General features: G+C 63.0%; 26 protein-coding genes. 20 read left to right on the top strand and 6 right to left on the bottom strand.

The features are described from left to right. The first annotated feature begins 44 nt into the window (after positions 1-44). The 7 genes from SPYCA_RS10905 (at position 45) to SPYCA_RS10880 (ending at position 9287) form a co-directional block, all read left to right on the top strand. Complete coding sequence (locus SPYCA_RS10905; protein ID WP_120220351.1) at positions 45-4385, top strand: strawberry notch-like NTP hydrolase domain-containing protein; 4341 nt, start codon at positions 45-47, stop codon at positions 4383-4385. Between the two features lies 1 nt (position 4386). Further along, on the top strand, positions 4387-5436 hold the full coding sequence (locus SPYCA_RS10900) for a DUF7146 domain-containing protein (RefSeq protein ID WP_120220349.1): 1050 nt from the start codon (positions 4387-4389) through the stop codon (positions 5434-5436). A 102-nt stretch (positions 5437-5538) separates the two neighbouring features. Further along, a protein-coding gene (locus SPYCA_RS10890; RefSeq protein WP_085995949.1) for an IS3 family transposase occupies positions 5539-6902 on the top strand; the annotation gives its coding sequence in 2 pieces (ribosomal slippage) (positions 5539-5886 and positions 5889-6902; 1362 coding nt in all). 49 nt (positions 6903-6951) lie between these two features. Beyond that, positions 6952-7332, top strand: coding sequence for a hypothetical protein (locus SPYCA_RS19055; RefSeq protein WP_146625125.1), 381 nt, complete (start codon positions 6952-6954; stop codon positions 7330-7332). 309 nt (positions 7333-7641) lie between these two features. Next, entirely contained in the window at positions 7642-7806 is a 165-nt protein-coding gene (locus tag SPYCA_RS19270) for a hypothetical protein (protein ID WP_172595044.1), read from the top strand. 143 nt (positions 7807-7949) lie between these two features. After that, entirely contained in the window at positions 7950-8354 is a 405-nt protein-coding gene (locus SPYCA_RS10885) for a hypothetical protein (RefSeq protein WP_120220347.1), read from the top strand. Between the two features lie 612 nt (positions 8355-8966). Beyond that, on the top strand, positions 8967-9287 hold the full coding sequence (locus SPYCA_RS10880) for a DUF736 domain-containing protein (protein ID WP_100868183.1): 321 nt from the start codon (positions 8967-8969) through the stop codon (positions 9285-9287). A 49-nt stretch (positions 9288-9336) separates the two neighbouring features. On the opposite strand, the gene SPYCA_RS10875 is transcribed toward SPYCA_RS10880, so the two are convergent. Beyond that, positions 9337-9558: a helix-turn-helix transcriptional regulator gene (locus SPYCA_RS10875; RefSeq protein ID WP_443029481.1), complete on the bottom strand. Its 222-nt coding sequence runs from the start codon at positions 9556-9558 to the stop codon at positions 9337-9339. A gap of 224 nt (positions 9559-9782) precedes the next feature. Between SPYCA_RS10875 and SPYCA_RS10870 the strand changes: the two genes are divergently transcribed. From SPYCA_RS10870 to SPYCA_RS10820, 11 genes are all read left to right on the top strand, one after another. Further along, a complete protein-coding gene (locus SPYCA_RS10870; protein ID WP_120220343.1) occupies positions 9783-10049 on the top strand; it encodes a DNA -binding domain-containing protein in 267 nt (88 codons plus the stop codon). Positions 10050-10205: 156 nt separating this feature from the next. Continuing rightward, complete coding sequence (locus tag SPYCA_RS19570; RefSeq protein WP_232003670.1) at positions 10206-10634, top strand: transcriptional regulator domain-containing protein; 429 nt, start codon at positions 10206-10208, stop codon at positions 10632-10634. After that, positions 10522-11577 (top strand): IS5 family transposase, encoded by a 1056-nt coding sequence (locus tag SPYCA_RS10860; protein ID WP_232003668.1) that lies wholly within the window; start codon positions 10522-10524, stop codon positions 11575-11577. Before SPYCA_RS19570 ends, SPYCA_RS10860 begins: the two co-directional genes overlap by 113 nt. A gap of 151 nt (positions 11578-11728) precedes the next feature. Then, entirely contained in the window at positions 11729-12283 is a 555-nt protein-coding gene (locus SPYCA_RS10855; RefSeq protein WP_172595043.1) for a DUF2285 domain-containing protein, read from the top strand. A gap of 131 nt (positions 12284-12414) precedes the next feature. After that, complete coding sequence (locus SPYCA_RS10850; RefSeq protein ID WP_066479195.1) at positions 12415-12687, top strand: helix-turn-helix transcriptional regulator; 273 nt, start codon at positions 12415-12417, stop codon at positions 12685-12687. An 8-nt stretch (positions 12688-12695) separates the two neighbouring features. Further along, positions 12696-13589 (top strand): replication initiator protein A, encoded by an 894-nt coding sequence (locus SPYCA_RS10845; protein WP_120220337.1) that lies wholly within the window; start codon positions 12696-12698, stop codon positions 13587-13589. Between the two features lie 146 nt (positions 13590-13735). Continuing rightward, the gene (locus SPYCA_RS10840) at positions 13736-14275 is read left to right on the top strand and encodes a DUF2840 domain-containing protein (protein ID WP_269462422.1); all 540 of its coding nucleotides are present in this window, start codon (positions 13736-13738) and stop codon (positions 14273-14275) included. Beyond that, positions 14272-14850, top strand: a complete 579-nt coding sequence (locus SPYCA_RS10835) for a S26 family signal peptidase (RefSeq protein WP_120220335.1) — start codon at positions 14272-14274, stop codon at positions 14848-14850. Before SPYCA_RS10840 ends, SPYCA_RS10835 begins: the two co-directional genes overlap by 4 nt. 3 nt (positions 14851-14853) lie before the next feature. Further along, entirely contained in the window at positions 14854-15183 is a 330-nt protein-coding gene (locus SPYCA_RS10830; RefSeq protein WP_120220333.1) for a DUF736 domain-containing protein, read from the top strand. A gap of 3 nt (positions 15184-15186) precedes the next feature. After that, positions 15187-15888, top strand: coding sequence for a lytic transglycosylase domain-containing protein (locus SPYCA_RS10825; protein ID WP_120220331.1), 702 nt, complete (start codon positions 15187-15189; stop codon positions 15886-15888). 247 nt (positions 15889-16135) lie between these two features. Continuing rightward, a complete protein-coding gene (locus SPYCA_RS10820; RefSeq protein WP_120220329.1) occupies positions 16136-17875 on the top strand; it encodes a relaxase/mobilization nuclease domain-containing protein in 1740 nt (579 codons plus the stop codon). Here the strand turns inward: SPYCA_RS10820 and SPYCA_RS10815 are convergent. Both SPYCA_RS10815 and SPYCA_RS10810 read right to left on the bottom strand, forming a co-directional pair. After that, positions 17868-18158 carry a hypothetical protein gene (locus tag SPYCA_RS10815; RefSeq protein ID WP_120220327.1) on the bottom strand — a complete coding sequence of 97 codons (291 nt, stop codon included), beginning with the start codon at positions 18156-18158 and terminating at the stop codon, positions 17868-17870. The two genes, SPYCA_RS10820 and SPYCA_RS10815, sit on opposite strands and share 8 nt — an antisense overlap. Then, positions 18158-18355 (bottom strand): hypothetical protein, encoded by a 198-nt coding sequence (locus tag SPYCA_RS10810; protein WP_172595042.1) that lies wholly within the window; start codon positions 18353-18355, stop codon positions 18158-18160. Before SPYCA_RS10810 ends, SPYCA_RS10815 begins: the two co-directional genes overlap by 1 nt. Before the next feature lie 215 nt (positions 18356-18570). Here SPYCA_RS10810 and SPYCA_RS10805 point away from each other — a divergent pair, with 215 nt between their 5' ends. Both SPYCA_RS10805 and SPYCA_RS10800 read left to right on the top strand, forming a co-directional pair. After that, the gene (locus SPYCA_RS10805; protein ID WP_120220323.1) at positions 18571-20559 is read left to right on the top strand and encodes a conjugal transfer protein TraG; all 1989 of its coding nucleotides are present in this window, start codon (positions 18571-18573) and stop codon (positions 20557-20559) included. Then, entirely contained in the window at positions 20556-20963 is a 408-nt protein-coding gene (locus SPYCA_RS10800) for a CopG family transcriptional regulator (RefSeq protein ID WP_120220321.1), read from the top strand. The genes SPYCA_RS10805 and SPYCA_RS10800 overlap by 4 nt, the downstream gene beginning before the upstream one ends. 131 nt (positions 20964-21094) lie before the next feature. Here the strand turns inward: SPYCA_RS10800 and SPYCA_RS19050 are convergent, their stop codons facing one another. The 3 genes from SPYCA_RS19050 to SPYCA_RS19045 all read right to left on the bottom strand — a co-directional run bounded on the left by SPYCA_RS19050 (position 21095) and on the right by SPYCA_RS19045 (position 24078). After that, the gene (locus SPYCA_RS19050; RefSeq protein WP_146625124.1) at positions 21095-21574 is read right to left on the bottom strand and encodes a hypothetical protein; all 480 of its coding nucleotides are present in this window, start codon (positions 21572-21574) and stop codon (positions 21095-21097) included. Between the two features lie 133 nt (positions 21575-21707). Beyond that, positions 21708-22879 (bottom strand): IS3 family transposase gene (locus SPYCA_RS10795; protein WP_443029480.1). Its coding sequence is split into 2 segments (ribosomal slippage): positions 21708-22615 and positions 22615-22879, totalling 1173 coding nucleotides; the frame shifts between segments, so codons are not numbered across the junction. A 62-nt stretch (positions 22880-22941) separates the two neighbouring features. Then, positions 22942-24078 carry a hypothetical protein gene (locus tag SPYCA_RS19045; RefSeq protein ID WP_146625123.1) on the bottom strand — a complete coding sequence of 379 codons (1137 nt, stop codon included), beginning with the start codon at positions 24076-24078 and terminating at the stop codon, positions 22942-22944. Between the last annotated feature and the right edge of the window lie 110 nt (positions 24079-24188).

The raw sequence follows: 24188 nt of genomic DNA, 5'->3' as shown, positions 1-24188 counted from the left end.
CTCTGGCCGCTTCGCCTCTCACCACTCAATCAAAGGACAATCCCATGACCAACCTGCCTTTGGCGGGCGCTTCCGTGCGCCTACCTGCCGCTTCCGACCCGGACAACATCGCCCTTGCCATCATCGCGGCAGCCCAAGACCTGCTCGGTCACCTTGCCGCCGGTCGCCGCATCGATTCTTCAGCCATCCGTACCGCCATGCAATCCGCCTTTGGTGCTAGCGACGCCAGCGGCGCCTGGGACTGGAAAACCGCCTACGAAGCGGTCGAGGTGGCCCAAGTCCTGTTCATGCGCCGCTATGGACCGGCGATCCATGCTAGGTCTGCCGATCCGTTCGACCGGCTGAAACTGGTCGAGCGCATTGCGGCCCTCGCGCCCACCCAGACCCGGCGCAGCGAGGAAATGCAGCTCTACCAGCAGTTCTCGACGCCGCTGGGGCTGGCATGGATCGCGGGGTTCGCGGCAGGCTTCGGTCCGGGCGAACTGGTTCTCGAACCGTCGGCAGGCACCGGTCTGCTCGCCATTCAGGCCGAACTTGGCGCGAGCAGGTTGGCATTGAACGAGGTTGCCGATGTACGGGCTGCGCTGCTGCGCCAGCTGTTCGGCGAAAGCCATGTTTCCGTCCACGACGCGGCGCAGATCCATGATCGGCTCGACCCTGTCATCGTCCCGACCTGCATCGTAATGAACCCGCCATTCTCGGCGGCGCTTGGCATCGAGGCCCGCGTTGCCGACACGGCATTTCGGCATCTGTCGTCCGCAGTCGCCCGGCTTGCCGATGGCGGTCGGCTCGTCGCCATCACCGGCGCGAACTGCTCGCCCGATCATAGTACATGGCGAAGTGCGTTCGTCCGCTTGCAGGAGAAGGCGCGCGTTGTGTTCACCGCGCCGATCGCGGGCGCCGTCTATGCGGCGCACGGCACGACCTTCGAAACCCGACTGACGGTGATCGACAAGTTGCCCGCCATCGATCCCACCTCGTTCCCGGCCACACCGGGCATGGCTCCCGACCTGGCGGCGCTGCTGCGCTGGCTGATCACTGCCCTTCCGCCACGTTCGCCAGTTGCTGTTGCACCGCTTCCCGCGCCGATTGCGCAAAGTGCCAAACGTTCAGCCACCACTGCCCGAACGAAGCTGTCGGTTGTCCCTTCCGCTGAACCGTGCGGCGTGGAACTTGCCTATGAGACCGCCGACTGGTCGGACGACGCCATGGCCCGGCTGAGCGACACGCTCTACGAGCCCTATGCGCTCCAGTCGCTGCGCATCCCGGACGCGCGGCCACATCCGACCATGCTGGTGCAATCCGCCGCCATGGCCTCGGTCGCGCCGCCCAAGCCGAGCTACCGGCCGCACCTGCCTGAAGGCCTTGTCGAACAGGGTATGCTCTCGGATGCCCAGCTGGAGTCCGTGATCTATGTTGGCGAAGCCCATTCCTCCCATCTCGAAGGGCGCTGGACCATCGATGCGACCTACGACAAGGTCGAGGCCGCCCCCGACGACAGCGAAACTGCCGTGCGCTTCCGCAAGGGCTGGTTCCTTGGCGATGGCACCGGCGCGGGCAAGGGCCGCCAGGTTGCCGGGATCATTCTCGACAATTGGCTCAAGGGCCGCCGCCGCGCAATCTGGATCTCGAAATCCGATAAACTGCTCGAGGATGCCCAGCGCGACTGGTGCGCATTGGGCCAGGAAACCTTGCTGGTAACCCCGCTCGCCCGTTTCCGCCAGGGCGCGCCGATCCGGCTCGATCAGGGCATCCTTTTTACGACCTATGCCACGCTACGCAGCGATGCGCGTGATGGGAGGGTTTCGCGGGTCCAGCAGATCGTCGATTGGCTTGGGCACGACTTCGATGGAGTCATTGTCTTCGACGAAAGCCATGCGATGCAGAATGCTGGTGGCGGCAAGAGCGAACGCGGCGATGCGGCACCCTCGCAGCAGGGCCGTGCGGGACTGCGGCTGCAACATGCGCTCCCCGACGCCCGTGTCCTCTACGTCTCGGCAACCGGGGCGACCACGGTCGAGAACCTTGCCTATGCGCAGCGCCTTGGCCTGTGGGGCGGCGCGGACTTCCCGTTCGACAAACGCACCGATTTCGTCACGGCGATCGAGGCAGGCGGCGTCGCGGCGATGGAGGTGCTGGCCCGCGACCTCAAGGCACTCGGGCTCTATTCCGCCCGTTCGCTGTCCTACGAAGGCGTCGAGTACGAACTGCTCGAACATCAGCTGACCCTCGACCAGGTCCGCATTTACGACGCCTACGCCGGGGCGTTTCAGGTGATCCACAACCACCTCGACGCCGCGCTCGAAGCCTCGGGCGTGACCAGCAGCAGCGATGGCACCTTGAATGCACAGGCAAAGTCTGCGGCCCGCTCCGCCTTCGAATCGAGCAAACAGCGCTTCTTCAATCACCTGATCACGGCGATGAAGACCCCGACCCTGATCCGGGCGATCGAACAGGGCTTGGCCGATGGTCATGCCTCGGTCGTCCAGATCGTCTCGACCGGTGAAGCGCTGCTGTCGCGGCGGCTCGCCGAGATCGATCCGGGTGAATGGAACGACGTCCGCTGCGACGTGACCCCCAGGGAATACGTTCTGGACTATTTGGCTCACAGCTTCCCGACGCAGCTTTACGAGCCCTATTCAGACGGCGATGGCAACCTCGCCTCGCGGCCCGCCTATGATGCCGATGGCAACGTCATCCAATGCCGGGAGGCCATCGAACGGCGCGACCGACTGATCGAACATCTGGCGTCCATGGAACCGGTCCAGGGCGCGCTCGACCAGATCGTGCAGCGGTTCGGCACCGACATGGTTGCCGAGGTCACCGGACGTTCCCGCAGGATCGTTCGGAAAGTCGATGCAGACGGCGAACGGTTCGTGGTCGAGAGCCGGCCTGTCCATGCCAACCTCGCCGAAGCGCAGGCGTTCATGGAGGACCGGAAGCAGATCCTGGTCTTCTCCGACGCGGGCGGCACGGGGCGCAGCTACCACGCCGATCTCGGGAGTCGGAACCAGCGGCTGCGACATCACTACCTGCTCGAAGCCGGGTGGAAGGCCGATGCTGCGATCCAGGGGCTCGGGCGCACCAACCGCACCAATCAGGCGCAGCCGCCGCTGTTCCGCCCGGTGGCAACCGATGTGCAAGCCGAGAAACGCTTCCTTTCGACAATTGCTCGGCGGCTCGACACTCTTGGCGCAATCACGCGCGGGCAGCGCCAGACCGGCGGGCAAGGCCTGTTCCGCCCCGAAGACAATCTCGAAAGCCCCTATGCCCGCGACGCGCTGCGCCAGTTCTACCTGCTGATTTACGCGGGCAAGGTCGAGCACTGCTCGCTGGCGACCTTCGAGAGCATGACCGGGCTGTCGCTCACCGACGGTAGCGGGTGCCTGAAGGACGAACTGCCGCCGATCATCACCTTCCTCAACCGGCTGCTGGCGCTGACCATCGCCATGCAGAACGTCCTGTTCACGGTGTTCGAGCAGTTGCTGACCGCCAAGGTCGAGAGCGCGATGGCTAGCGGCACATATGATGTCGGGCTCGAGACGCTAACAGCGGACAGTTTCTCCGTGGCGCACAGCGAGACGATCTACGCACATCCCGCGACGGGTGCAGAGACCTGCTTACTCACGATCGCTGTCCGCGAGCGCAATACACCAGTGACCGCCGATGCGGCACTCGACTTGCTGCGCGAACCGGGTGCAAAATTGCTGGTCAATTCCCGTTCGAAGCGGGCGGCCGTGCAATTGCCCGCACGTAGCCTGATGCTCGATGACGGCGAGGTCGAACGCCGTGTTCGGCTGATCCGGCCCATGGAGAAGCTCAACTTCGCCCTCGCTCATCTGCAGGAAACCAGTTGGGAACAGGCCGACGAGTCCGCGTTCCGGTTGGCATGGGATGCCGAAGTTGCCCAAGTCTCCGAGTTCGACACTAGCGAACTGCACATCGTCACCGGTCTGCTGCTGCCGATCTGGAAGCGGCTTCCGGAGGAATCGACGCGCGTCTATCGCCTGCGCACGGACGACGGCCAGACCATTGTCGGTCGCCGGGTGTCACAGGCTTGGGCCGCGAATGCGGTCAGCGCGGATGCGCCGCAACTGTCGCCGTCGCAAGCTCTGGCGTTGCTGCGCGAAGGTCATAGTGTGATCGACCTGACAGTTGGTCTGCAACTGCGCCGCTCGCGGCTGATGCAGGTCAACCGGATCGAGCTGACCGGCTTCGGTCCGACCGCCGTTGACCGCCTCAAAGCCATGGGACTGTTCTCGGAAATCATCAGCTGGAAGCTCCGGCTGTTCGTGCCCGACGACCGTGTGGCGGGTTGCCAGGTGCTCGAACGACTGTTCACGCACCATCCGCTGGCGCGTATCCTCGACCGGAAAGCCGCGTGACATGAGCAGGCCTTCCAGCCGCGCGGCGGAACTGTCGGAACGGCTTGCCCAGAACGCGCAAGCCGTCTGCCGCCATTACCTGCCCGCAGGTCGCCGCGAGGGGCGATACTGGATGGTCGGCGATATTGCCGGTTCGCCTGGGCGCAGCCTCTATGTCCGCCTGTTCGAAACCGAGCGTGGCGCAGTCGGCAACTGGGTCGATGCCGCTACCGGCGAACATGGCGATCTGGTCGATCTCATCCGCATCAACCAGCGCCACGGCCGTCTGTCAGAGACCATTGACGAGGCCGAACGGTTCCTGTCGCTGCCGCCATCGGTTGACGACGGACTTGGCCAATCTATCAAGCCGCCGCCCGCACGAGCAGGTTCGCCAACTGCTGCAAGGCGACTGTTTGCTGCCTCCAAACCGGTCGCAGGCACATTGGCGGCAACCTATCTCGTTTCGCGGGGTATCATCCGCACTGATGATCTGCCCGCGCTGCGATTTCACCCGCGCTGCTTCTATCGCCCGAATGAGGACGACGGTCCCGGCACTCCGAGCAGCTTCCCGGCCCTGATCGCATCGGTGACCAATGATGATTGTGTGCAAACGGGCACGCACCGGACTTGGCTTAATCCGAACGGCAAGGCGAAAGCAGCAGTCGCATCACCGCGACGGGCGATGGGAAACATCCTCGGCCACGCAATCCGATTCGGCCCAACGTCGGACGTCATGGTCGCCGGCGAAGGCATTGAGACCGTCCTGTCGCTGCGCGAAATTTTGCCGAAAGTGCCAATGGCTGCTGCCACCTCGTCCGCTCACCTTGCGGGCATCCTGTTCGGCTGCGACCTTCGGCGCCTCTATGTCGCGCGCGACCGCGACAAGGCTGGCGACGCGGCCTTTGCGATCCTGGCCGACCGTGCACAAGCAGCAGGGATTGAACTGGTCTCGCTGATGCCCACGCTCGGGGACTTCAACGACGATCTGCGTCAACACGGCGGTTCGGCGTTGGAGGCGAGCATCATCGCCCAGTTGCTGGACGCCGATCGTAACAGGTTCATCACGGGCTGAGCTTGGCCGGGACAGGGTGCTCCCCGTCAGCACCAATGGCACAGATTTGAGGTTGTGATTTAAGGAGGATTTGGGCTTCGTCGTAGTGACGAAGGAACGAAGATGAAGCCCAAATCCTCCAATGCAAAATCGCCGACCAAGGCCCCTGCGGAGCGGGTGGTGAAGGACATCCGGCGTGCAACCCGCCGGCACTTCTCGGCCGAAGACAAGATCCGCATCGTGCTGGATGGCCTGCGCGGCGAGGACAGCATCGCCGAGCTGTGCCGCAAGGAAGGCATTGCCCAGAGCCTGTATTACACCTGGTCGAAGGAGTTCATGGAAGCCGGCAAGCGCCGCCTGGCCGGCGACACCGCCCGTGCCGCGACCACTGGCGAGGTGCAGGATCTGCGCCGCGAAGCCCGCGCCCTGAAGGAATGCGTTGCCGACCTGACCCTGGAGAACCGCCTGCTCAAAAAAAGCATGATCGCGGATGGGGGCGACGACGAATGAGGTATCCCGCCTCGGAGAAGCTCGAGATCATCCGGATCGTCGAGCAGTCGCACCTGCCCGCCAAACGCACGCTGGACCAGCTCGGCATCGCCCGTCGGACCTTCTACCGCTGGTATGACCGGTTCCTCGAAGGCGGCCCGGAGGCCTTGGAGGATCGGCCGTCGGCGCCGACCCGGGTGTGGAACCGCATCGGCGATGATATCCAGGACCAGATCGTCGAGATGGCCCTGGACTACAGCGAACTGTCACCGCGCGAGCTGGCGGTGCGGTTCACCGACGAGAAGCGCTACTTCGTGTCGGAAGCCACGGTTTACCGCCTGTTGAAGGCCCATGATCTGATCACCAGCCCGGCCTATGTCGTGATCAAGGCCGCCGATCAGTTCCACACCAAGACCACCCGGCCGAACGAGATGTGGCAAACCGACTTCACCTACTTCAAGATCATCGGGTGGGGCTGGATGTACCTGTCGACCGTGCTCGACGACTTCTCGCGCTACATCATCGCCTGGAAACTGTGCACCAACATGCGGGCCGAGGACGTCACCGACACGCTGGACATGGCGCTGGCTGCCTCGGGCTGCGACAGCGCCACCGTGCTGCACAAACCCAGGCTGCTCAGCGATAACGGTCCCAGCTACATCGCTGGCGAACTGGCTGAATACATCGAAGCTCAGCAGATGAGTCATGTGCGCGGTGCACCGTGCCACCCTCAGACCCAGGGCAAGATCGAGCGCTGGCACCAGACTCTGAAGAACCGCATCCTGCTGGAGAACTACTTCCTGCCCGGCGACCTCGAGGCCCAGATCGAAGCCTTCGTCGAGCACTACAACAATCAACGTTACCACGAGAGCCTGAACAACGTGACGCCCGCCGACGCCTACTTCGGCAGGGCACCAGCCATCATCAAACAGCGTGAAAGGATCAAACGACAGACCATCGAATATCGGCGCTTGCAACACCGCAAGCTCGCCGCTTAAAATCCAGCCCCTGACGAGGCCCGCACTCCGCTAATTTACGCCGCGAGTTGTGCCAAATGTTCTGACGACGGACAGAACCGTTCAAAGCGCCCTGCTCGGTGCGGAACTAGCCCTGAAAGCAGGTCTGGCGGCTCTTGGCATTTCCGATGCCGAATTGCGAAGCCGGGCAATCGGACACGACCTGAAGGCCGCTGCGAACAGATTGGCCGGACTCGTGCCAGGACTTGACCTCGACCGCATACAGCGCGTTGTCGCACTGTTTCCACCCTACGTGGCCAGCCGCTACGATACCCCGCCACCAGGACGCGTCGAGACCGGCCACATCCTGATGGGCGCGCAGTTCATCGCGTCCGAGGTCACCCGGCAATTCTCCGACCGAAATTGCCGCAGCGACAATCCATCGGCACCATCCCGAAAATATCCCGTCTAGTCATCATAGTGGACGGCGAACTGCTAACGGTAGTGTAGGTGCTCACCTTTTGCCGCAGGTTTCCCGGCGCTGTAGCCCTCTGCAGTCTTCGCTGATCAATTAGAAGGTCTGCCGTCAAGCGGGCCACCCCGCTCTTTGAGGCCAATCCGCTGGCCGACCCCAAGCCTCTTTCAATCAACCCGTGAAGGGTCCGCTACGCTGCGCGTGCGGCCACTCGCGGCTGCGCCTTCGTGGTGATTGCGGCTTTGCGCCGTCTGTCCGGGGCCTGTCGAGCGGGGATGGTCCCTGCTCCGAGACAGGAGCTTGAACATGTCACTCACTATCGCACAGCGTCACGCCTGGAGCCTCGCCCGCACCCTGATGGTCTGCGTCACCCTGTTCCATGCCGGTAACGGCTACGCCGCAGTCCCCACCGCCGAATTCGATGGCGATACTGACAGCATCGTTCGCGAATATGACCCGTTCAATCCCTGAACGCGCCAACCCGCACATGGCGAAATGGCCGGATGCCATCGGGTATTCCGGCCTTCGACCATGTCTGCTATGCTTCGCCTGCACATTGCGCTGCGGTGGAGGGGGAGAGCGCGTCCCTTGCCCTTGGCTTCAAGGAGGACGCCATGCTGATCGGCTTTGCCCTGATTATCGTCGCCGTTTTTTTGATCTGCGCGCTGCTTTTCCGCCTCTCGATCCACGCGCTGCCGCTATTCGTCGCGTTCCTTGCGGGATCTGCGACCTACCGTGGTGGTGCCGGCATCGTCGCTGCGCTCGCCGCCGCGGCTATTGCCGCGATCATTCTGCTGACAGTGGCGCAGCTCGCCATGGCCCACGCCAAATCCGACCTGACGCGGGCGGCGATCGGGATCGCCTTTGCAGCGCCCGCCGCCATCGCCGGATACCACGCCGTTCACGGCATCGCGGTTGCAACAATGCCGCACAGCGGATCGCAACTCGCCGTGTCGCTGGTCGGTGCCGCAATCATAGCCGCAGCATCGTGGACGCATTGGAGCCGAGCCCGCCTGTAGCGCGGACTGAACACACCGAAGCCCCGCCCGGCAGGTGCCGGGCGGGGCGGCACAGTCAGAATGGCCGTTACGGGGCAGTGACGAGTCCAGCGAGTGGTCCTTTGTCGTTGGTGTCGTGATCGAGCTGATCGGGCGGTTACTGGGTTAAGCTTGACCCGGATGTAGCGAGGCATTCGTTTGTGAGTCCAAGCGGCGCTTTCCGGCGAAGCGCAAAGTCCGGCAATGGCGGCTATGCTCCGTTGTGCTTCCGGGTCTGCGGATTCAGCGTGCTGCTGCAACTGGCGATCAATTACTGCCCCTGTGTTGTCCGGTCAGGCAGTCCGGGAGAGCCATGAGTTCCTGGCTCAAGTGCGACCCGAGCCCAATGCCGCCTCTTCAATGGCTTTGGTTGGCAGGGGATGGCTGCGCCGCTTGATCCCTTGCTGCAACGGTGTCTGCTCCGACTTTCTTCCCCTGGGCGTGCCGCCCATTCCTCGCGGGGCAAGAAAGCCGCCTTGCCGCCGTCCTTCACTCCGTTCCGGCCGTGCCGGTGCAGCGGGCACAAGCCCCTGCCTTCAACCAGCCATCGAGGCCGCGATGGGCGCGGGTTCGACCTACTTGAAGGAATGCATCATGGCCAACATCGGAACTTTCACCAAGACCGGCAACGAATACAAGGGCGAGATCGTCACCATGTCGGTGCAGCAGAAGAACGTCCGCATCGTCCCCGAAGCCAGCGACAACGAAAACGCTCCGTCGCACCGGGTCTTCGTCGGCCGCGCGGAAATCGGCGCCGCCTGGACCAAGACCTCGAACGAAGGCCGCGACTATCTCTCGGTCAAGCTCGACGATCCCAGCTTCACTGCCCCGATCTTCGCCAACCTGTTCGACGACGAAGACGGCAAGTCCTACAACCTGATCTGGTCCCGCGCGCGCCGCACCAACGGCGACTGAACGGAACGCCCGCCCCGCCCGGCACCTGCCGGGCGGGGCTTCGGTGTGTTCAGTCCGCGCTACGGGCGGGCGCTTTGACGAGAAGTTCGGAAGGTTCGATGTCCAATGCGACAGACAGGCTCTCGAGCATATCGATCGAGGCGCTGTAGCGACCTCGTTCGAGGCTGCTGACATAGGTGCGATCGATGTCGGCGCGGTAGGCGAGCTCTTCCTGCGACAGTCCGGCCGCAAGACGAAGGCGTTTCAGATTGGTGGCAAGGACCTCGCGCAATTTCATTGCACGGACAGACCACCGTTGCAGAGTATTTAACCACGGAGTATACTCTACGCGATAGCTAATTGAGCGAGATCAGCCATTTGGCATTTGAGATCAGTTATGCAAATTGGAGCACACCGACCTGCACGAAGTTGCATAAACACGAATATCGCCATATCGGACAGGCTTCGTGCTATGTGTAACGGTATGCAAATCGAGTCGAAGCAAAGGCTCGGCCCATGACGATACCGCCTTTCGAGGACCGCGCGCCTGCCGATGATCGCATCACGGCATATGACGAGCGCCATTTTGTCACGTATTTACGGATACTTGATGCCGCACAGGAAGGTGCAGACTGGACTGACGTCGCCGCCTTGGTGTTTGGCCTGGATGCCGCCGCCGAGCCGGAACGTGCCCAGCAGGTCCATGACAGCCATTTGGCTCGCGCCCGCTGGATGACGGAGCATGGCTATAAGCATCTACTTGATAAATCGAGAGAAGGCTGATTCCACTGCCGACAATGCGGGTATTACGTAAGTAGGGCCTCTCGATTTACTACAATCGCTTGCATAATCATCCGCAGCATTGGTCACTTGCGGCTTATCTACAGCAATCAAAGACTTGATGCTTGGCCTTCTCGCCTGTGCCTTGCAGGGGTCTATATGTCCGGTGGTTCGTCTTGGCGGTCACCATCGACCGCGGATCAGTATCGACATCACGACTACGCGGATTTCGCGCAGGAGTTCCTGAATCGTAACCCCGCCTATCGTGCAGACCATGCAGAAACCCTGGCCCGTATTGTTCAGTCTCCTGAAACAACCATCGACGAACAGGAGGGCCTTGCCCGGCGTTGGGGCCTCTGCTTTCCCCACCGATCCAGCTGGACACCCGCAAAAACCCCTCGCGTTTGGGGCCATGATCTGATTCACTCTGTGCATTGGACGGAGAGGTTTGATGCACTCACGCAGCCTGTTTTCGCTGGCGGAGCACCTGGAGCGGCTGAGCAAGGACGGCGACCCGCTGGAGGTTTTGGCGGGCACGGTGGAGTTCGAGCGTTTCCGGCCGCTGTTGACCAAGGGCCTCGGTTATAGTGACGGCGCCAAGGGCGGCCGGCCAGCCTTCGATCCTGTGGCGATGTTCAAGGTACTGGTGGTTCAGGCGCAGCATAATCTGTCGGATGCGCGGATGGAGTTCATGATCCGGGATCGGCTGAGCTGGATGCGCTTCTTCGGCTTCGACCTTGGCGGCGCGATGCCAGACGAAAACACCATCCGCCACTATCGCAACCGGCTCACACAGAGCGGCACGCTCGAGGCTTTGATGCAGGCGTTCGAGCAGCAACTGCGCGAGGCGGGATATCTGGCGATGGGCGGTCAGATCGTCGATGCCACGCTGGTGCCCGCGCCCAAGCAGCGCAACACCGAGGACGAGAAGGCCGCGATCAAGGCGGGCAAGTCGGCAAGGCAGATCTGGCGCGGCAAGCCGAACAAGGCGCACCAAAAGGATGTCGACGCGCGCTGGACGGTGAAGATAGGGGGCAAGGTCCGCCATCGTCCCGATGGGACGCCGCTGCCGCAGATCGCCACGCCGGTGTTCGGCTACAAGTCGCATATCAGCATCGATCGGCGCTACGGCTTTATCCGCAAAGCAACCGTCACCTCGGCAGCCGACAGCGACGGGCGCCAGTTGCGCAGGGTGATCGACACGAGCAACACCGCTGGCGATGTCTGGGCAGACAGCGCCTATCGCAGCAGCAAGAACGAGGCATGGCTCAAGGCCAACATGCTCAAGAGCCGCATTCATCGCCGCAAGCCCAAGGGCAAGCCGATGCCCGAGCGCATGGCGCGGGCCAATGCGGCAAAGTCAGCGATCCGGGCACGGGTCGAGCATGTCTTTGCGCACCAGAAAAACCGCTATGGCCTGTTCATCCGCACCATCGGCATTGCCCGTGCTCAGGCCAAACTCACGCTCGCCAACCTCGCCTACAACTTCGACCGCCTGATCTTCCACGAACGGCGCGCAGCCACGGCATAGGTGCGCCCGAAATCCGCAGCAGCGGATGAAAAGCCCATCAAAACCAGCGCAAAAAGGACAATCTGTCCGCACAAACGGTCATCCTGTAGGCATCATGCCGCACCGCGGCCAATCAAGTCGCCAAAATCACGGTTGTTGCGGGTGTCCAGCTTTGAATCCGCGCGATCATCCCGCGCTGTGGTCACCGGACACGGCCCCCGACGTGGTCATCGTCGAAGTGGCCGATCCGAGTCTTGCGATCCCGCTGCAGCCCGACGCTGAGCCGCTGGTGGAATCCGCCACCATAACCGAACGCAACCTCGTCTATGCCCAAGGCACCGCCCGGCTGCGCCTGTGCTTGCGCCTTGTTCCCACTCGGGCAGTTCCGGCCTTCTCGATCCCCTGCGACGCGAACTGCGCGCTCCGGCTCGCCGCCGCTGCCCGCTTGCAGCGGGTCACGCGCGAGAGGCGCAGCCCGCTTGATGTCACCGCCATGCCGACCCGCAACCAACGCATTCGCTTCACCCGGTTCCTCGCCATTCACGACGCGCTGGAGGCTGGCGCCTCTCCGCGCGACCTCGCCTTCGGCCTCGTCATGCCCAACCATCGCCCGATTGCCGGCGCGGTCTGGAAGGGATCGAGCGAGCGGCGGCAGGTGCTCCGGCTGATCGCCGACGCCCGCCGCCTGGTGGCGAGCGGATATCGCAAGCTGCTTCTGCACCGCTGAAGTCAGACCCCGGGGGTGACAGAATTGCGGGCGCGCATTCTGTCACTCCGTCCACACGCCAATCCTCCGCCATAGCTCGCGAACCCCAGCGACAGCCCGCTGCCGCTGCCACCTATCGCCGGAGCCTTGCCATGGATGCCAGACCCACGCCCGTTACTGCCCGCTTTCTGCGGACGCCCGATGCCGCCGTGCATCTGGGCCTGTCCGCCCGAACGCTCGAAAAGCACCGCTGCTTCGGGACGGGTCCGGTCTACCGCAAGCTCGGCGGACGCATCGTCTATGCGGTGACAGATCTCGACGCCTGGGCCGAACAGGGCTTGCGCCGTTCGACCAGCGATCCCGGCAAGGGCATTGTCCACCCTGCAAAGCGGCTCGATGGCTATACGCCGCCTGTGCGGCGCTGAGGGCTCCCATGCGCCGCATGTCCGCCTTTCCTGCATCGCCTACGCAGCTCGACCTGTTCGTCAGCCGGGGCGGCGACATCGCCGCGCGCGACGCGCAGGATCTGATGGCCTGGCCGTTCTTCAGCCTGGCCAAGTCCAAGCGCGTGCGTCCGATCGACTTCCGGATGGGTGATGTGTCGATTCTGGTCGAGGCGACCGCCGAACACGGCATGGCGACGATCTGGGACGCCGACGTGCTGATCTGGATCGCGAGCCAGATCGTCGAGGCGCGCGACATGGGCCGCCCGACTTCGCGGTTGATTGCCGCGACACCGCACGAGATCCTCGCCTTCACGCGCCGCGGGACCGGCAAGGCGAGCTACGAGCGATTGAAGGCCGGGCTCGACCGGCTGCAATCGACCACGATCGCAACCTCGATCCGCCAGCGTGACGCGCGGCGGCGGCATCGTTTCTCCTGGATCAACGAGTGGAAGGAGCGCCTCGATGGTTCGGGCCGCGCGCTCGGGATCGAGATGATCGTGCCCGACTGGTTCTACGAAGGTGTGATCGATCAGGCTCTCGTCCTGACCATTGACCCTAACTATTTCGCGCTGACCGGGGGGCTCGAACGCTGGCTCTACCGCCTGGTGCGCAAGCACGGCGGCAAGCAACGCGGGGGCTGGAGCTTTGACTTCCAGCACCTGCATTTGAAGTCCGGCGCGCTGTCGCCGCCCAAACGCTTCGCCTTCGAGCTGCGCGACATTGTCCGCCGGCAGGCGCTGCCCGGATACACGCTCGCGATCGAACACGCGCTCGGCCGCGAGCGGCTGAACTTCGTCGCCACTCCCGTCGATCCGTTCGACGTCGCCATGCGGCGCGTCGGGCTTCGTTCCAACCTCAGCTCTCCTGTGGATATGTCATGATGCAGCACGGACTATCAGGAACCGCCGGACTCGGACGATCAGGAACCCGAAGTTCGGACTATCGGGAACCGGAATCGCCCGCAAACCCGCAGAAATCTGCGCTGAATTTCGCCCTTAACTATCCTAACAAAGAATCCTTCGGATTCTTGCTAACGTCAGAGCGTCTGTGGACAGACGGCGCGTCGCCACCGCGCGGACCGGCCGAAACGACGCTGAGCGATGGCCTGCTGCTCACCCATGTCACGCTGGTCTGGCGCGAAGGCCAGCGCGAAGACTGGCTCAAATTCGGCAAACCGGTCGCTGAGCGGATCGTCAGTCGCAGCGAGCGGATCGAGAGCTACGCTGCGGACCAGGTGTTCGCCTTGGTGCGCTGGGCATCCAATGATTACGGTACTGTCCGCTCGACGCTCGACATCGTGCGCGCTGTCAGAGTGGGTGAACCTTGCACCCGGATCGTGCAGGTCGATCCCGGTGGCGAACTGCTGCTGTCGGTCCATGGCTGGCCCAAGGTCACGCAGGTCTTTCGCCTGATCGACGCAATCGAGGCAGCGGGCATCGACCCTTGCGAGGTCGCGCCCGATCATTGGCGGCACGTCCACAACCGCATGGCGGGCCGCGAAGTGCCGCGCGACTACAGCCCCGCGCGCCACCGCGCCTGGCTCCAGCGCAAGGCGCTGCTGTCATGATCCGGCGGCGTTTCGTCCTGGCTGGCGTCGTAGCCGCCGCCACACTCGCGACGCTGATCGTGCCGGTCTCGAGTCACGCGGTGTGGAACGCGACTGCCTCGGTGCCGACTGGGCTCTACGCCATCCGCAGCAAGGCTAGCCTGCATGTCGGCGAGCGGGTTGCAATCGAACCGCCGCCCGCGCTTCGCCACTTGCTCGCCGAGCGGGATTACCTTCCGAGCGGCGTGCCTCTCATCAAGCGCGTTGCCGCCGTCAGCGGTCAGCGCATCTGCCGCTTCGCGCATGGCGTGACCATCGACGGCGACTACGTCGGCGCGGCTCGTGCACGCGACCGTCTCGGTTGGCCACTGCCCGCCTGGTCTGGTTGCCATGAGCTGCGCAGCGGCGAGCTGTTCGTGATGAACCCGGCGGCCCCCGACAGCTTCGACGGGCGATACTTCGGCGTGCTCCGCATGGCCGATGTGATCGGTCGCGCGACGCCCGTTTGGACCGACGAAGCGGGCGATGGCGACCATGTCTGGTTCGCCGATCCCCGCGCCAGCGAGCTTTCCCCCACCACCAACAAAGGAGACTGACCCATGCGTATTGGAACATTTATTGCCGCCGATGGCGGCTATGCCGGGCATCTACACACGCTGACGCTCGACATCGATCTTGTCCTCGTCCCGGCAGACCCATCGGACAGCGAGAACGCGCCAGACTACCGTGTCATTGCAGGATCGGACGACGAGGCGCGCGAGGTCGGTGCAGGCTGGAAGCAGGTTGGCGAAAAGGCAGGCGATTATGTCAGCCTCCAGATCGACGATCCGAGCTTCGTGCAGCCGTTGCGCGGCAACCTGTTCAGCGACGAAGGCAATGCCCACGTCCTGGTCTGGTCGCGCCCGTCCCGCCGCGAAAAGGCGGATTGAGCAATGCGCTGGCCAAGCTCGCTCCGCCTCGCTCTGGCTGCGCTCGTGCTGTTCGGCGGCGCGCCTGCCTTTGGGCAGGTTGCCGCCGAACAAATGCAGCGCCGCACCGTCGACATTGCTGCGCACGTCGCCGAGGCCTCGCAGCGCTTCGGCATCCCGGAACAATGGATCTACGCCGTGATGCGCACCGAAAGCGCGGGCCGGATCGGTGCGGTCTCGTCAGCAGGCGCAATGGGTCTGATGCAGTTGATGCCCGGAACCTGGGCGCGGCAACGCGCCCGGTTCGGGCTGGGCAGTGACCCGTTCAACCCGCGCGACAACATCATTGCTGGCGCTTCCTACCTTCGCGAGATGTACGACAGTTACGGCACTTCAGGCATGCTCGCAGCCTATAATGCCGGGCCGGGCCGCTACGAACAATGGCGGGATGGCGGTCGCGCGCTTCCCGCCGAAACTCGCGCCTACGTAGCCAAGATCGCACCAATGTTGCAGCCTGGCAGCACGGCGACTGTCGTCGCCAGTGCATCGCCCGGGCAACCCTTGCGCATCGCATGGACGCAAAGCGGACTCTTTGCCGCACGATCAGGTGCGACCGAGGCAGCGCCGGGCGCGGACATCGGAGAAGGTACGGCGGCTGCGCCACCTGCTTCTCCCCGTCCTCTCCGCGGCCTCTTCGCCCCCGTTTCGGGGAGCCGGATGCAGTGATTGCCACTTTCGTCCTCTGGCGCGTCATGGCGTGGATTGGCGCGCAAATGTGCGGAAAGTGGGCCGTGAAGGGAGAAAGGTCAGGAGGATGGCGAGATAAAGGAACGGCTGGCTGTGGGGGTTGTGAGGTGCAGAAATCCTTGGCTCCAAGCGCCACCCACTTTTTTGGCCTGCTGGCATCGTGCACTCAAACTCGCGCAATACCGCCAATTTCGCAGCCATCCCCTGCCCGGAGATCACTTTTCCTGTGAGCGAGGACGATTTCGAAGTGAGGCCAGGTCGTGTTCGTGATCGCGGACGACCGTCGGGCCAGAAGGCCAAGTCGCTCGTCGGGCGGGTTCTCCAGGTCTCGAAGCGGGCGGGATACTCCTCGCTCGGGCGGCGTGTCGGTCGCGGCACCGGTCGATCAGGTCGAGGTCGCAGCGCCGCGCTGGCGATGCGCCGATCACGAACCCAGCGCCGGGTGATCATCAAGGCGCGCGTGGTGCGTCAGAAGGGCGCTCATTTTCGCGCTGCTCCGCTCGCCCGCCATCTCACCTATCTCAAGCGCGACGGCGTTGACCGCGAGGGAAGCGAAGGCCGACTGTTCGATGCGGACAGCGACAGCGCCGATGGCGAACTCTTCGCCGAACGCTGCGAGGATGACCGGCACCACTTCCGGTTCATCGTCTCGCCCGAGGATGCCGCCGAGATGGAAGACCTGCGCGCCTTCACCCGCGAGTTGATGGACGACATGGCGCATGACCTTGGCACGCGGCTCGACTGGGTAGCTGTCGATCATTGGAACACTGACAACCCGCACATCCACATCCTGGTGCGCGGCAAGGCCGACGATGGCCAGAACCTGGTCATCGACCGCGACTATATCCGCGAAGGGATGCGCGGCCGCGCGGAGGAACGGGTCACAGCCGAACTCGGTCGCCGCACCGAACGGGAAATCGCACAGGCCCTGCGCCGCGAGGTCAGCGCCGAGCGCTGGACCAGTCTCGACCGCAGTCTGCAACGCCTTCAGGACGATTGCGGCCTCATCGACCTGCGGCCGGACCCAACCGGTCACGCGCGTTCTGATCGCGCATTGCTGATCGGCAGGGCCACAGCGCTCGAACGGCTCGGGCTGGCGGACGCGCACGGCCCGGCGTGCTGGACTCTCGGCAGCGATCTTGAGGGCAAGCTGCGCGCGCTGGGCGAGCGCGGCGATATCATCAAGACCATGCACCGCGCCATGGCGCGCCAGATTGGCAGCGCCGAGACCGGGCGCTTTGCGATGCATCAGGACGCTCCCGACAATCCCGTCATCGGCAGGCTGGTAGAACGCGGGTTGTTCGATGAGCTCACGGGCGAAGCCTATGCGATCGTCGATGGTGTCGATGGCCGCATCCATCATCTGAAGCTTCCGGAACTTGAAGCAACGGGCGATGCCGAACCCGGTGCGATCGTGGAGCTGAGATCGTGGGATGACAATCGGGGACGCCGCCAGCAATCTCTGGCACTGCGCTCGGATCTGGCACTCGGCGACCAGGTGGCGGCGAGCGGTGCGACCTGGCTTGACCGTCAGTTGGTCGCGGCGGAGCCGCTCATCACTGGTAGCGGGTTTGGCGCCGAAGTCGAGCAGGCCAAGATCGCGCGCGCCGAGCATCTCGCCCGCGACGGTCTGGCCAAGCAGCACGGGACACGGATCATCCTCGCCCGCGATCTCATCGCGACCCTGCGCGACCGCGAGCTCACCGGCGCCGTAGCCGCCATCGCCCACCGCACCGGGCTTGACCATGTGCCCAGCGAGGAAGGCGAGCGCGTGAAAGGAGTCTACCGCGAGCGGATCAAGCTCGTCTCGGGTCGCTTCGCCATGATCGAGCATGCCCATGGATTCGAACTCGTGCCCTGGAAGCCTTCACTCGACAGGCATCTGGGCGAGCAGGTGATGGGCACCATCAAGAGCGGTGGCGGGATTGAGTGGACACTTGGCCGAAATCGCGGGATTTCTATTTGACGATCAGGCGCACCGGCCAGTCGAAGTGTCTCCGCTGCTCGCGCCGCTGCGTTTCGCTTTCGGCATAGGCAAGTTCTGCTCGCACGATTCCGAAGTCATCCGGGAACAGCGGCACGGAACTCGACATGAGCTCCGCCGAACCGGCTTCCCGAAACAGGGCGTATGGCGCGAGCTGGCGCAGAATGCTGACCGCATGATCCTTGCTTTGTCCGCGCTTGCCGGTGACCGCCAGCCCGACACCGATCGCGCGGGCCAATTCGACATCATCGATCCGTACCTTCATCACAGCATCGCCAGTTGCCGGTCGCAATCGCCGTTGAGGCAGGCATCGGCGCGGAGTGCGGCGGCTACGGCATTGCGGTAATGGACAGTCCCGTACTTCTCGGCTTCGGGGAATGGCACGGGAGTCCATTCTTCGCCTGGGTAGACGCTTTCGTAGATCGCGCGCGCGGCTTCGCGCAGCGCCGGGTCGTGCTGCATAGTCTTCATTCCTGTCGCAAAGCCGAATCGGCAAGGCTGGAACGATAATCGTTCTATTTATGTTCTTCAAGCTTTCGACGGGAGGCTGACTGCCGCTATCCCGCTCCCGCCAGCCCTTCCGATCATCCGCCATGCTGCGACCGCCACAGCCAGAGGCTTGCAATTCCGCAACTGCACCGCCGACATGCCCGCCGAAACGGGAAGGAGCCTGGTCATTGTCTGCCGCGAAGATCCTCTGGGGCCAGGTGCTGGCCGTCTTCATCATCATCCTGGCGAGCGTCTGGGCCGCGACGCAGTGGACGGCTTCAGCGCTTGGCTTCCAGCCCGAACTGGGCGCGCCCTGGTTCTCCGTCTTCGGTCACCCGGTCTATCGGCCCTATGACCTCTTCTGGTGGTGGTTCTCCTACGATGCCTATGCGCCGGAAGTCTTCGATCACGGCGGGATGATCGCGACGTCGGGCGGGTTCGTGGCGATCGTGGTTGCCATCGCCATGTCGGTCTGGCGCGGCCGCGAAAGCAGCAATGCCAAGACCTATGGCTCAGCACGCTGGGCCGAGCGCGCCGACATCAAGCGCATCGGCCTCCTGTCCGAAACCGGCGTCGTGCTCGGCAAATTCCAGAACAACTATCTGCGCCATGATGGTCCCGAACATGTGCTTTGCTTCGCGCCGACCCGCTCAGGCAAAGGCGTCGGCCTCGTCATCCCGACGCTGCTGACGTGGCCCGGATCGGCGATCGTCCACGATATCAAAGGCGAAAACTGGACCCTGACCGCCGGATTTCGCGCAAGTTTCAGCCGCACGCTCCTTTTCGACCCCACCAACCTTGCTTCGGCGCATTACAATCCGCTGCTCGAAGTGCGCCGCGGGATCAGCGAAGTGCGCGATGTCCAGAACATCGCCGACATCCTGGTCGATCCCGAGGGCAGCCTCGAGAAGCGTAACCATTGGGAGAAGACCAGCCACGCCCTACTGGTGGGGGCAATCCTCCATGTACTCTATGCTGAGCGCAACAAGACCCTCGCCGGGGTCGCGGCGTTCCTCTCCGATCCCGGACGAACGATCGAAGACACGCTCGATGCGATGATGGCAACCGCGCACTTGGGCGAGGCTGGCCCGCATCCGGTGGTAGCCAGTGCCGCGCGCGAATTGCTGAACAAGTCCGACAACGAGCGGTCCGGGGTGCTCTCGACCGCGATGTCCTATCTCGGGCTTTACCGAGATCCGGTCATCGCCGAGGTCACCAAATGCTCGGACTGGCGGATCGCCGATCTGGTCGAAGCCAAGCGGCCCGCAACGCTCTACCTCGTGGTGCCACCGTCCGACATCAGCCGGACCAAGCCGCTGATCCGCCTGATCCTCAACCAGATAGGGCGCAGGCTTACCGAAGAACTATCACCTAAGACGCAGCGCCACCGATTGCTGATGATGCTCGACGAGTTCCCTGCCTTGGGGAGGCTCGACTTTTTCGAAAGCGCGCTGGCATTCATGGCGGGCTACGGCCTCAAGTCGTTCCTGATCGCGCAGTCGCTCAATCAGATCGAGCGCGCCTATGGCAAGAACAACGCAATCCTCGACAACTGCCATGTTCGTGTGGCGTTCGCGACCAACGACGAGGGAACCGCCAAGCGGGTTTCGGAATCGCTGGGGACCGCGACCGAGCAGCGCTCAATGCGCAACTATGCCGGACACCGGCTGTCGCCTTGGCTCGGACATCTGATGATTTCACGCTCGGAAACTTCGCGTCCGCTGCTCACCCAGGGCGAAATCTTGCAGCTTCCCGATACCGACGAGATCGTGATGCTGTCCGGCTCGCCGCCGATAAAGGCCAAGAAGGCGCGCTATTATGCTGACCCGAGATTGCAGGCACGCATTCTGCCGCCACCGGGATCCGGAACATCGAAGCGTAATTCTGCGAAGTCTGACGACTGGAGTGCGCTGCCGGCAATCAAGCCGACGCCAAAGAAGAAGCGCAAAGCTGAGGCCCACGATGATGCTGCCAATAGCGGCATCCGCCGTGAGCCGGAGATCCCGGCGCATGTCGATATAGTGCCGAAGAAGGGAAACGAACGTTCTGCCGAATTCGACTTTGGCGACCAGGCCAAGGGATCTGATGATGCCGCGCGCGCCGAACGACTGCGCATCGACATGGCTCGCCGCGCCCGCCAAGCCTCGCTCGATCCCGGTGACGGAATAGCGCTGTGAAATCAAAGCATACCTTCCGCTTGCCGCCCGATCTCGCCGACCGGCTAGCCGACTACGCCCGGCGCAAGCGTGTCACACAGGCGCAGGTCGTCGAGACAGCCTTGAACTCGTTTCTGTCGCCAGACGGCTCTGAACGCATGGAAGCGGCGTTCAGCCGGCGGATGGACAAGGTCGTGCGTCAACTCGACAAGCTGGATTACCGGGCCGAACTGAATTCTGAGGCGTTGGCGCTGTTCGTGCGGTTCTGGCTGACCGCCAACCCGGCGCTTCCGGATGCGGCTCGGCCCGCAGCCCAGGCGCAGGGCAAGGAGCGGTTCGAGGGCTTTGTCGAAGCCTTGGCGCGGAAGATGGAGTTCGGACCGAAGCTTGCAGATGTGACGAGCCGTGCCGATCGCAAAGTCTAAGTTGCGGACGGTCCGGAAAGTCCGCTTTTGCGGACGAACTCACAGTGAGATTCCATTCGCCCATCCTGTTCGATGCAGCGGGCGACATTGTCAGGGCGACTTAACCGTAGTGCGGGTCACGCATCAAAATGCTATAGTTTGTCCAGATCATCGAATGCCAAAATCGCCCAAGCTGCTCGCACCCGGTCCAACGTTGCCTCAAAATCTTCGCTTTCTTCGCCTATGGGAATCGATCTAGCAATTTGATCATACAGCCCGCGCGCCGCTGGCCTCGACACGGACGAGCCAGCGTTTTTGCGTACTGCTAGGCACTCTGGACTGTCACATCCTTCACGTACCGCTCCACTTAGCGTTGTGAGGACAGATCGGATGGGGGCTTCAATTCCGTCCTTGGCATTCCGGGCGATCAGTATGCGCGCCGGCAATCCAGCTAGGAATGCCAAGTCAGGCACAACGCGCAGTACGAAGTGCCGAGAGTATTCGCACTTCTCGGGATCGCCGCCGCCGGGATATGCCGTCTCAATCATATTCAGAGGCTCGCCCACTAACCATCGTTTCAGCATCGCTTCGATCACGGGAAGCGCATGCCGACCCCGCTGATCGTCAGTCACCAGCCTTTCATATGCGCCCCCAAACAGCCCCTGAACGTTCTCAGGCCGAACCAGTTCGAGCAGCTTTGCGGGCTGAGGTGGTCCCGCCTTCTTGGACAGTTTGGCGGCTAAGTTAAGCTAATCCCGGTTGTCGTTATGCCGCCTGTTTGATCATCAGATCATGGGGGGCATGCCCCCCATGATCTGATTGTCCGATCCGCCTATAGGCCTCGACTGGGGTTCTCCCGGCCAGGCCCGAGTGCGGACGCTGGGTGTTGTAATAGGTGATCCACCGGCCAAGGCCAGCCCGCAGTTCCGATCCGGTCTCGAAGGCATGGAGATAGACGCATTCGTACTTCAGGGATCGCCAGAGGCGTTCGATGAAGACGTTGTCCATCCACCGGCCCCGACCATCCATGCTGATGCGGACCTCAGCGTCGCGCAGCACGCTGGTGAAGGCCTGCGACGTAAACTGGCTGCCCTGGTCTGTGTTGAAGATTTCTGGCTTGCCGAACCGGGCCAGCGCCTCCTCCAGCGCCGCGACGCAGAAGCCGGCGTCCATCGTGTTCGACAGGCGCCAGGCCAGCACCTTGCGGCTCGCCCAGTCCATGATCGCCACCAGGTAGAGGAACCCGCGCCGCATGGGGATGTATGTCACATCGGCGCACCACACGTGGTTCGGCCGCTCGATCGTCAGCTTGCGCAGCAAGTATGGATAGATCCGGTGCTGCGGGTGCGGATCGCTCGTGCGCGGCCGCTGGTAGATCGGCGTCAGCCCCATCTTCGCCATCAACCGCCGTGCCCGACGGCGACCGACCTCGTGTCCGGCACGCCGCAGGTGCCGCGCCATCTGGCGGCTGCCGTACCATGGGCAGTCCAGGAACGCCGTGTCGATCACCGTCATCAGCGCCAGCGTCTCGTCCGTTTCCGGCACCGGTGCGTAGTAATAGGATGAGCGGCTGATCCGCAGCAAACGGCACTGTGTCGAGATCGACAGGCGGTGGTGAGCAGGTTCAACCATCGCCCGCCTCCAGTCCACGCTCATCGACCGAAGGCTTTCGCTAAAAAATCCCGCTCCACCACCAGTTGCCCAATCTTGGCGTGCAGTTTCTCTACCTCGCTCTCGCTGATAACCTTAGCCGCATCGCCGGCCCCGGAGAAGGTGCCTGCCATCCCATCGATGGCCTGGCGTTTCCACGATGCGATCATCGTGTGATGCACGCCATGCTTGGCTGCCAGCTCCGCCAGCGTCAGGTCGCCCCGGATCGCCTCCAGCGCCACCTTGGCTTTGAAATCCGCGCTGTAGCGCTTTCTCGTCGTCTTCATTCCCGTACCAATCCATCAGGTCGGGATTAGCTTAGCATCCTGTCCAGAAAACCGGCACCACCTCAGATCGCCGATGATCGACGGACCGACCGCAAAGCTTCATCCGGCGTCCACCCGCTCATGTCGATGTCGAACTTCGGCGTGTTTTCGCCAACGCCGCGACAGATATCGAGTACCGCGTCGAAATGGCGAAAACTCGGAGAACGTAGCCATCCTCCAATCAGAGACGACCGCGCGACTTGATCGCTGTTCAAAATTGCCATTGACGTGGCGTCGAGCTTTTTCATGCGTGCCGACCTGCTGGTGAGCAAATGATCGAGCAATGCATGTGCTTCCGTGGCTAGCGGTCCATCTATGGTTTTGGACAAAATCTGATCGACGACGTCGACGGTATCATCCTCGCCCGGGCCGATCGCCATCAAGGCGGCGAAGGCCGCTCGCGCTAGCGCTGGAGACGCTTTCGACATCGAGAACATCATTTCCGAGGCTATGGCATTGCGAACATGCTCGTCATTGCTCATGGACCGATCAGCAATGGCAGCAATGCCTTCCTTATCTTTCCCGGTCACGCTGGCGGCCACATGAAGAAGCGAACGCAGTGGTGCTACCACCGCGTCTTCCGTCTCGCGCCGGATGGAGGCGCGCAATGCCTTTACGGCGCGATCTTGCTCCCGAGGTTGAAAGCCATCGAACCGGCCGAGGAGATTTGCGGCGCTCCATCGCTCATTATTTGAGCCATGCTCGATCAATTTGATAAGAGCAGGGAGAAAGCGCCGCCGACTAACTTTTAGGCCAGAGTGGCAGACCGCATGCCGGATGAAATCTGGCGCGGAGCCCGTGCGAATTTCTTCCAAAAGCGCCCACGGGCGTGATGCCTTCGCCTCGCACCAGCCGCTAAACCACGAGGAAAGATAATAGGGTAGCCCTTGACCTCTCGATCGTTCGCTCAATCCGATGACCAGTTCAAGAACCTGTGGTTGATCCAGCTTAAGCCTCGGGAGCACCTCTTCGAGAAATTGTTGGCATCCGTAAGATAGCCGTTCCTCGGTGGCATGCGCGAACGCCGCGATAAGATCGATTGCGCCCCCACGGTGAGCTGCAGTCGCCCCCGTCACGAGATCTTCCCAGTTATTCTCGCTTCCTGGAAATGCGTCCGACACATATTCAGGGAGCGCCCCGGATTTCGCGGCTGCAATCATAAGGTCGCGACTATAGGTGAAGGAGGTTTTCGGTCTCGGCACCGCAGAAACAAATCACCAACATCAACAGATCGCAACGGCATTTTGATCCACCCGAGAAGTTATCGCGA

This window comes from Sphingopyxis sp. FD7 (assembly GCF_003609835.1).
Classification (GTDB): Bacteria; Pseudomonadota; Alphaproteobacteria; order Sphingomonadales; family Sphingomonadaceae; genus Sphingopyxis.
Note: the sequence above shows the minus strand (reverse complement) of the source record. Positions and strands in the feature narration are given on the sequence as shown.